The sequence below is a fragment of the Saccharothrix sp. CCNWYY140 genome, assembly GCF_037401995.1.
Taxonomy (GTDB): domain Bacteria; phylum Actinomycetota; class Actinomycetes; order Mycobacteriales; family Pseudonocardiaceae; genus Actinosynnema.
The window spans coordinates 50,163-57,048 of record NZ_JBBEGC010000047.1; the positions used below are offsets into that span (position 1 = coordinate 50,163).

Annotated in this window: 8 protein-coding genes; 3 read left to right on the forward strand and 5 right to left on the reverse strand. The window is 70.2% G+C overall.

All coding sequences use genetic code 11. The features are described from left to right. Positions 1-7: 7 nt before the first annotated feature. The 5 genes from WBN91_RS21235 to WBN91_RS21255 form a co-directional block, all read right to left on the reverse strand. A complete protein-coding gene (locus tag WBN91_RS21235; protein ID WP_337725513.1) occupies positions 8-829 on the reverse strand; it encodes a thioesterase domain-containing protein in 822 nt (273 codons plus the stop codon). Further along, complete coding sequence (locus WBN91_RS21240) at positions 810-1,076, reverse strand: acyl carrier protein (RefSeq protein WP_337725512.1); 267 nt, start codon at positions 1,074-1,076, stop codon at positions 810-812. The genes WBN91_RS21235 and WBN91_RS21240 overlap by 20 nt, the downstream gene beginning before the upstream one ends. A gap of 7 nt (positions 1,077-1,083) precedes the next feature. Next, positions 1,084-2,376 (reverse strand): NAD(P)/FAD-dependent oxidoreductase, encoded by a 1,293-nt coding sequence (locus WBN91_RS21245; RefSeq protein WP_337725511.1) that lies wholly within the window; start codon positions 2,374-2,376, stop codon positions 1,084-1,086. 90 nt (positions 2,377-2,466) lie between these two features. Continuing rightward, the gene (locus tag WBN91_RS21250; RefSeq protein ID WP_337725510.1) at positions 2,467-3,861 is read right to left on the reverse strand and encodes a carotenoid oxygenase family protein; all 1,395 of its coding nucleotides are present in this window, start codon (positions 3,859-3,861) and stop codon (positions 2,467-2,469) included. Positions 3,862-3,931: 70 nt separating this feature from the next. Continuing rightward, a complete protein-coding gene (locus WBN91_RS21255; RefSeq protein ID WP_337725509.1) occupies positions 3,932-4,255 on the reverse strand; it encodes a winged helix-turn-helix transcriptional regulator in 324 nt (107 codons plus the stop codon). An 82-nt stretch (positions 4,256-4,337) separates the two neighbouring features. Between WBN91_RS21255 and WBN91_RS21260 the strand changes: the two genes are divergently transcribed. Genes WBN91_RS21260 through WBN91_RS21270 form a run of 3 tightly spaced genes read left to right on the forward strand, consistent with a single transcriptional unit; the run spans position 4,338 to position 6,742 of the window. Then, the gene (locus WBN91_RS21260) at positions 4,338-4,946 is read left to right on the forward strand and encodes an NADPH-dependent F420 reductase (RefSeq protein ID WP_337725508.1); all 609 of its coding nucleotides are present in this window, start codon (positions 4,338-4,340) and stop codon (positions 4,944-4,946) included. Between the two features lie 45 nt (positions 4,947-4,991). Further along, positions 4,992-5,909, forward strand: a complete 918-nt coding sequence (pip, locus tag WBN91_RS21265) for a prolyl aminopeptidase (RefSeq protein ID WP_337725507.1) — start codon at positions 4,992-4,994, stop codon at positions 5,907-5,909. Next, a complete protein-coding gene (locus tag WBN91_RS21270) occupies positions 5,810-6,742 on the forward strand; it encodes a toll/interleukin-1 receptor domain-containing protein (RefSeq protein WP_337725506.1) in 933 nt (310 codons plus the stop codon). Before pip ends, WBN91_RS21270 begins: the two co-directional genes overlap by 100 nt. Positions 6,743-6,886: the final 144 nt, after the last annotated feature.

The following is a 6,886-nucleotide window of genomic DNA, read 5'->3' on the forward strand; positions in this document are numbered from 1 at the left end:
AGGTAGGTCAGCGGGAGAGGGGTGTCAGGGCGGCTTGGAGCACGGCCAGCGCCCCGGGGTGGCGCAGCATCGAGTAGTGGTCGCCCGGACAGGCGGTGGTGGACAGCCCGGGGGCCAGGGAGTCCCAGCCCAGCGGGTCGGGCGTGGCCAGCAGGCCGCGCTCGGGGCGCACCAGCGTGACGGGCACGTCGACCGGGACGGGCGTGTGGGCGCGGGCCAGGGAGTTGTTGCGGCGCAGGCCGTCCGCGTAGGTGGTGAACACCTTGCGCAGGCCGGGCAGCGTGGTGCCCGGACGCAGGGCGCCCGAGCGCAGCCCGGCCTCCAGCACCGCCTCCAGGTCGGCGGAGGCGTCCACCGGGCGGTCGCGCTTGGCGGCCAGGTACATCGCGAACCAGCCGAGCACCAGCGAGAGGTCGAGGTCCTCGTCGGCGGCGGTGTACTCGGGCACCGGGGCGATGCTGTCCAGCAGCACGACCCGGTCCGGGCGCTCCTCGGCGCCCAGCCGGGACACGGCCGTGAACGCGACCACGCCGCCGAACGACCAGCCGGCCAGCGTCCACCGGTCCGGCACGCCCCGCGCCCGCAGTTCCGCGACGACCCGGTCGGCCAGGGCGTCGATGGACGTGGTGAGCACCCCGGTCAGCGCGGCCTCGAAGTACTCCGGCACCTGCTCCAGGTCCACGACGGACAGCGACGCGGGCGCGAGCGCCTGCGCCAGCTCGGCGTACTCGGCGGCGGGCACCGCGCCGGGGTGCACCAGCACCACCGGGTGCCCGCCCTCCGGCGGGAACTCGCGGACCAGCGGCCGGTCAGACCGACGCGCTGTCACCGGACCGCTCCTGCACGATGTAGCGGGCCAGGTCGGCGATCGTCGGGTGGTACCACAGCGCCGTGGTCTCCAATTCGAACCCGAGCCAGTTCTCCAGTTCCCCGGACAGCACCAGGGCCTCCGTGGAATCCAGGTCGAACTCGTCGAAGTACTGGCCCGTGTCGACCTCGTCGGTCGGCACGCCCAGGCGGGTCGCGATCTTCTCGACCAGCCATTCCTGCACGGTTTCCACGGTCAGTGCGGACATTCTGCGTTTACCCCTTGTGTACGCGGTGGAAGGACTCGACAACGGATTCGGCGGCAGCCATCCCCGAGTCGAACGCGGATTCGTGCATGCCCAGGATGTCCGGCCCCATCTTGCGGGAGTGGAAATAGGAGCCGGCGAACTTGACCCGACTTTCCCCGTCGTTCACCGAGTAGATCTCCGACTGGATGCGCCGGGCCTCGATCGTGAACACCGGGTGTCGGTAGGACAGGTCCGCCACGATGCGGTCGGGGGCGATGTCGACGCCGCTGTCCAGGGTGAGGAAGTAGTCGTCGGCGGCGGTGAAGCACTGGAGGTCGTTGAGGTAGTAGTTCACCCAGGTGGCCTCGCCGCGCCGGCCGTAGTTCCAGCTGCGCCAGGTCTCGCGCGGCGTCGGCTGCACGGCCGGGTCGGTGTGCAGGGTCGCGCGGGTCGGGCTGTAGCCGACCACCTCCAGCAGCCGCTGCCGCCCGGTCGGCCGCTCCAGCAGGCGCAGCGCGTCGTCGGCGTGGGTGGCCAGCACGACCCGGTCGAAGGTCTCCGGACCGGTGGCGGTGTGCACCTCGACGCCGTCGGCGGTCTCCCGGACCCCGGCCACCTCCGTGCCCAGACGGACGCTCCCACCTGCGGTTTCGATGGCCTTCAGCGCCGCGCGGACGTAGCTGACGCTGCCGCCGGTCACCGTGCGCCAGGGCACGGTCCGGCCGCCGAGGCCCTCGCTGCCGTGGGCGAAGAAGAACGCGATGATCGTGCTGGCGGGCATCTCCCAGATGCGGTCCGCGGGCACCGACCAGGCCGCGGTGGCGATCAGCACGATGAACCCGCGGCGGAACTGCTCGCTGTAGCCGTTGGCGGTCAGGTACTCCCCCAGCGGCACGTCGGTGCGCTTGCGCACGAAGTCCCGGGGCGACTCGCGCAGGAACCGGGCCGCCTCGCGCCACAGGTGCGCGAAGTCGCCCGGGTACTTGGCGGCGACCTCCTCCTCGGACCGGTCGAAATCGTCCGAGACGTAGGCGGTGGCGGCGTCGAGGTCGAAGAAGCTGAACTTGCCCGGGTGCGACTGGGTGGCCACGCCGAGGTCGGCGAAGAATTGAGTCAACCTCGGGTAGTGCGGCTCGTTGTACACGATGAACGCGGTGTCGAGGCCGAGCGTGCGGCCGGCGTCCTCGACTTCCACGGTGTGCGCGTGACCGCCGGCCCGCCGGTCGGCCTCGAACAGTGTGACGTGCGCCTCGTCGCGCAGGTGGTACGCGGCGGAAATGCCCGCCACGCCCGCGCCGACGACCGCCACTCGTGGTGCCACGAGTTGCCTCCCAGGTGGACTGGAATTCGATTCGACCTACAGAGGCGCCCCCTTAGCGCCCGGATACAAACCGGGCGAAGTTTTTGTGGCTCACTGCGGATGTGACCGTGAGGTGAACTGGCCGTGAAAACCGAAGGGGATGGCGTGGGGGACTTCGGCCCGCGCCAGCTCGGCGAAGGTCGCGGCGTCCAGGACCAGCAGGCAGGACCGCTCGGTCGCACCGTCCAGGACCACGGACAACACCACCCCGTCGTCCTCCCGCGCGGCGCCCGGAGCGGCTACGAACACCGGCTCGCCGGGGTAGCGGCCGGCTTCGTGCCACCGCAGTGTCCGTCCACTCCGGACATCGACCTTGACCAGCTGGTTGAAGAAGTCGCGCCGGGATCCGCCGTGCGCGCTCACCCCGTAGGCGTAGCGGTACTCACGGCCGTTGTGGGCGCGGTACGAGACGCGCGGCAGCTCCATCGCCTCTTCGGACAGCCGTCTCGAATGGATCGCCCCGCTCGTCAGGTCGACCTCGTAGCGGGTCGGGTACGGCAGGGGCAGCTCGGTCTCGCCGCGCAGCCGGTCGAGGTAGAGCGCGTCCACCACCTCCGCGTCCGGGTACGAGCAGATGTCCACGACGACCCGGCCCTCGGCGTCGTGGGCGTTGATGTGGTGGAACGCGAAGAAGGCGTCGGTGCGGTGGTCGGCGACCAGCGCCCCGTCCTCCTGGGAGAACACGACGAACCGGGTGCCCAGCTCGGGGCGCCACCGGTAGTTCTCGATGAACGGCTTGCCGCGCAACAGAAACGACAGCGGGTTGACCACCAGCGGGAACACCACCAGCACCACGTGCCGCTCGGTGACGGCGAAGCTGTGCAGGTAGCCGGGGCGGTCGGTGGGCAGTTCGGCGAGCACCTCACGGACCCGGCCGCGCTGCCGGTAGATGCGGTAGACGCTGCGCCGGCCGAACTGGAGGAGGTAGTTGACCAGGTCGCCGGTGACCGGGGCGACGTGCGGGTGCGCGGTGGTGACCTGGCCGGGGATCGCGTGGTCGCGACCGGAGAGGCCGACGGTGGCGAGGGTGTCGGGGTCGAACTCGACCGCGATCGGGGTCTCGGTGAGCGCCCAGTCCCCTTCGGTGTCGCCCAGCAGCACGTTGACGTTGGCGTTGGGGGTCAGCCGCGGGCGGGTGAAGAAGCGGCCGAAGATCGAGCGGCACGGGTCGGTGGCGAACTCGCCGTAGGAGATCCGGCCGTCGTCGGCCGAGCGCAGGGCCGGGGTGTCCAGGTAGCGGTTGCGGTAGGCGACCCGCCCGCCGGCGAAGGCGAACCGGTGCAGCATGGCCTGGCCGTCGAACCAGTGCCGGAACGTCCGCTCGCCCGCCTCGAACCGCGCCGGACCGTTGCGCACCAGCGTGCCCGACAGCCAGTCCGGCAGCTCGCCGCGCACCTCCAGGTCCAGCGCCACCTCGCGGTCCAGCGACCGGAATCCCGCGCGCATCGCACACCCCACCTCTCCGAAACACTGTTATAAAACACCGTTTCGGATCAGCCGTCAAGGCGGGCGGCGCTCAGTCGTCGAGCAGGGCCACCTCGTCGCCGTGCTCCAGCCCCCACCGACCCATCGCGTCGATCGGGCCGAGCAGGCTCTCCCCCAGCGGGGTCAGCGAGTACTCCACGCGGTCGGTCAGCTCCTCCCGGGCGACCAGGCCGTAACCCTCCAGCCGGCGCAACGACTCGGTCAGCACCTTCGGCCGGATACCGCCGATAAGCCGGCGCAACTCGGCGGGTCTGCGCGCGCCGGCCCGCAGGGCGAACATCACCACTGGGTTCCACGTGTTGGCCATCAGGTCGAAGGCCACCCGGGCCTGGCAGTCGGCGAGGAAGCGGGTCATCGTCCCCCCATGCGCGGACACCGTTTGGTGCCTGTCGGGCTTTCTAGCGTTTCCGTCGGAAGCCTAGGTGGGAGGAAGACGGATGAAGATCGGCGTGCTGGGGACCGGCGGCATGGCGCAGGCCCTGGGCGGCAAGTGGGCGGCGCGCGGGCATGACGTGTTGGTGGGCGGGCGGTCGGCGGAACGTGCCGCCGCGTTGGCCGCGCGCATCGGAGCACGGGCGGGGTCGGTGCGGGAGGCCGCGACGTTCGGGGACGTGTTGTTGGTGGCGGTGCCCGCGTCGGCGGCGGTGTCGGTGGTAGGCGACGCGCGGGGGAAGGTGGTGATCGACTGCACCAACTCCATCGCGCCCGGGTTCCTGCTCGACTCCCACGGGGCCGCGCGGTTGGCGGATGCGTCGGGCGGGTACGTGGTGAAGGCGTTCAACCTGTGCCACGTGAGCGTGTGGGGCGACCCCGCGCCTATGTATGAGGGGCGACCGCTGGGGGTGCCGGTGTGCGGGGACTCCCCGGCGGCGTTGAAGGTCGTGCGGGAGTTGGTGCGCGACGCCGGGTGCGTGCCGGTGGATGGTGGCGGGCTTGCGCGGGCGGCACTGTTGGAGGCCACGGCGGCGTTCGCCATCGGTGTCTGGGTCGGGGGCGGTCAGGACGTGCGGGCGATGTTCCCGGCGTTGGAGGCGGCGCTCGGGTGATATATGACAGCGCTGTTGTAACAGCACTGTTGTATCTTGGTGGGCATGTACCCGGAGATCGAGCCGTACGAGCACGGCCTGCTGGATGTCGGTGACGGACACCTTGTGTACTGGGAGGCCTGCGGCAACCCCGACGGCAAGCCCGCCGTCGTGCTGCACGGCGGCCCAGGGTCCGGGTGCAGCCCCAACGCCCGCCGCTACTTCGACCCCGCCGCGTACCGGGTGATCCTGTTCGACCAACGCGGGTGCGGTCGCTCGACGCCGCACGCCGGCGAGCCGGTGGCCGACCTGTCCACCAACACCACCGATCACCTGATCGCGGACATGGAGTTGCTGCGGACCTTCCTGGGCATCGAGCGGTGGCAGGTGTTCGGGGCGTCCTGGGGTTCGGTGCTGGGCTTGGTCTACGCGGTGCGCCACCCGGAGCGCGTGTCGGAGCTGGTCCTGGCCGGCGTGGCGACCGGGCGGCAGGAGGAAGTGGACCTGCTCGTCACCGGACTGGCCCCCATGTTCCCCGAGGCGCACACCCGTTTCCGCCAGTTCGCCGGCGACCCTGACGACCTGTGCGCGGCCTACGCGAAGCTCCTCCACGACCCGGCGGTGCAGGACCAAGCGGCCGACGAGTGGTGCGCGTGGGAAGACGCCATGCTCCCGCTGACCCCCTCCGACCCCCGCTTCGACCCACCCGGGTACCGCCTAGCGTTCGCCCGCCTGGTGGCGCACTACTGGTCGAACGGCTCATTCATCCCGGACGGCTATGTGCTGGCCAACGCCGACCGCCTGGCCGGCATCCCCGGCGTGCTCGTGCAAGGCGAACTGGACCTGGGCAACCTGGTCGGCACACCCTGGCTGCTCGCACACGCATGGCCAGACGCGGAACTTGTCCTGATCCGCGACACGGCACACGGCGGCAGTGCCAGCATGGCAGCAGCCAGGGTCGCCGCCACCGACCGGTTCCGGTGACGCCTGGCCCTTCCCGTCCGGGGGTGGGCAGGTTGCTACCAAAACTCGACGACCACACACGCTGGGCGCTCCGACTGGCCCGCAACCAAGCCAAACAACTACGACACACCCACGTGGGCACCGAACACCTGCTGACAGGTTTGGTGGAGGAGGACCTGAGCCTGGCCGCCCAGGTCCTCACCTCCGCCGGCCTCACCACACAAGGCTGCGTAGACCGTTTGGTCCAGCTGGTAGGCCGAGGCGGCGCACCCACCCAGGACGACCCACCTTTCACCCCAAGAGCAGACCAGGCCATAGCTCAGGCCCACCGCCACGCCATCTCCCTAGGCCGCAGACGCATAGGCAGCGAACACCTGCTGATCGCCCTACTGGACCAACCAGACAACGGCGCAACCCAACTCCTGACCCACGCCCGAATCCCAGTAGAAGCCCTACGAGACCGCCTACAAGCCGCCCTACAAGGCGTGGTCCTACCACCCCACACCCGCCCGTCGGTCTACCTGAGCTACACCCGCCCAGACGACCGCCACCTAGCAGGCCGCCTAGCCGACCACTTGGCAGACCACGACATCGAGGTGGTAGAGGCAGTCCACCACGCCGACCACCTGCTGGTCCTCATCGGTCCGCAGTGGACGCTGAGGGAGCCGATGCCGGACGAGTTCGAATCAGCACTACGACACTACGTCCGAGTCGTCCCGGTCCTGGTAGACGGCGCCCCACTGCCAGACGTAGAACCCTTCAACCTGCCCACGTTCAGACTGGTACCCGAACTCCACCACGAGACCTTCCGCCAGGACGTCACCCGCCTAGTCGAGGCCCTCGAAGCCATCTGATCCCACCTCCGCCCACCGCGACACACGCGCCGTGCTTTTCTCGTAGCTGCCGCGCGGCACACCTCTGCCTGGGCTTCTTGCTTGTGTCATCCCCGTATGGCCTGCCCGAAGGGCTACCACAGATTTCCCCGGGTGCAGCCGAAA

Excerpts from the sequence above, each read along its gene's own strand:
- WBN91_RS21270 (WP_337725506.1), top strand. The coding sequence starts at position 5,810 with ATGGCCAGACGCGGAACTTGTCCTGATCCGCGACACGGCACACGGCGG.
- WBN91_RS21250 (WP_337725510.1), bottom strand. The coding sequence starts at position 3,861 with ATGCGCGCGGGATTCCGGTCGCTGGACCGCGAGGTGGCGCTGGACCTG.
- WBN91_RS21240 (WP_337725512.1), bottom strand. The coding sequence starts at position 1,076 with ATGTCCGCACTGACCGTGGAAACCGTGCAGGAATGGCTGGTCGAGAAG.
- pip (WP_337725507.1), top strand. The coding sequence starts at position 4,992 with ATGTACCCGGAGATCGAGCCGTACGAGCACGGCCTGCTGGATGTCGGT.
- WBN91_RS21260 (WP_337725508.1), top strand. The coding sequence starts at position 4,338 with ATGAAGATCGGCGTGCTGGGGACCGGCGGCATGGCGCAGGCCCTGGGC.
- WBN91_RS21255 (WP_337725509.1), bottom strand. The coding sequence starts at position 4,255 with ATGACCCGCTTCCTCGCCGACTGCCAGGCCCGGGTGGCCTTCGACCTG.